We start from the raw sequence: 890 nt of genomic DNA, 5'->3' as shown, positions 1-890 counted from the left end.
AACGTGATGAATTAGTCGGACAGATGTTTGAATCCGAGTCCGAATTGGCTTTTCACGTGACCGAGGGACTCGAAGCCCGAGGAGAGCGCCACGGACATTCTGTTAAGTATGTCAACCTTCGAGGTCTGAAATAATCCTTTACACACTATTCCTTTTTTTCTCTGGGGCTACTTATCTCAATTATACTGGTAGTCCCAGTCCCCTAATTACTATCAGACGGTTCCCGAGCTTGAAGGAATGACGTTCACGCCGGGCGGTCGAGATCTTCCCAACCTTGATGTGTCAGTGCAGTTGGGAACTCGTCAGGGAGAGAAGGGTTACGAAGATGGACGAGCTGGCTTTACTCGCGAAACCGATCCCCTTTTCGGGTTCGGGGGAACTCACACGCGCGTTCCCAACTGGTATGCAGGAACGGCTGATTTGTTCCCAACTCATTTCCCGTTTGATTCTGAATCGGATGAGGGAGCGTTATTCCGCCGTCGGGGAGATGGTTACTACGACCATTTATATGATGAGGCGTTTCCTCGCGTGAGTCCTTGGTATTCGCCGGACCATCTGGGAGCGGAGTTCGCTCATGGAGAAGAGAGCGCGCCTTGGGAAGGGATTGGTACGGGTTGGTTCTATTCGGTGTTGGGAGGCGGTGCGGCGTTAGAGCTGCGTTCGTCATCGGATGTAGAACGGGTGCCGGTGGCGTTTGATAATACTTACGATGCGCCGATGCGGGGAGATTTTGCAGTTCCGACGCTGTTTAATGGGAATTTTGATGCGGTGTTTCAGCCGAAGGATGGGTTCCGTAATTTGATTTCTGATGCGGTTCCCGGTTGGTCGTTCCACAATGGGGGGAATCGGGTTTCGACTTCTCAGTTGGTGGATTTGAAGGCAGAAGCAGT

At 51.9% G+C, this 890-nt stretch carries 1 pseudogene; it reads left to right on the top strand.

What is annotated here, in order from left to right:
• Positions 1–237: 237 nt before the first annotated feature.
• Positions 238–890 (top strand): annotated as a pseudogene (locus GEI7105_RS38270) (hypothetical protein); the annotation flags it as partial.

The sequence above is a fragment of the Baaleninema simplex PCC 7105 genome, from assembly GCF_000332355.1.
In the GTDB taxonomy this organism is placed as follows: domain Bacteria; phylum Cyanobacteriota; class Cyanobacteriia; order Cyanobacteriales; family Geitlerinemataceae; genus Baaleninema; species Baaleninema simplex.
This window is presented reverse-complemented; position numbering and strand designations above follow the sequence as displayed.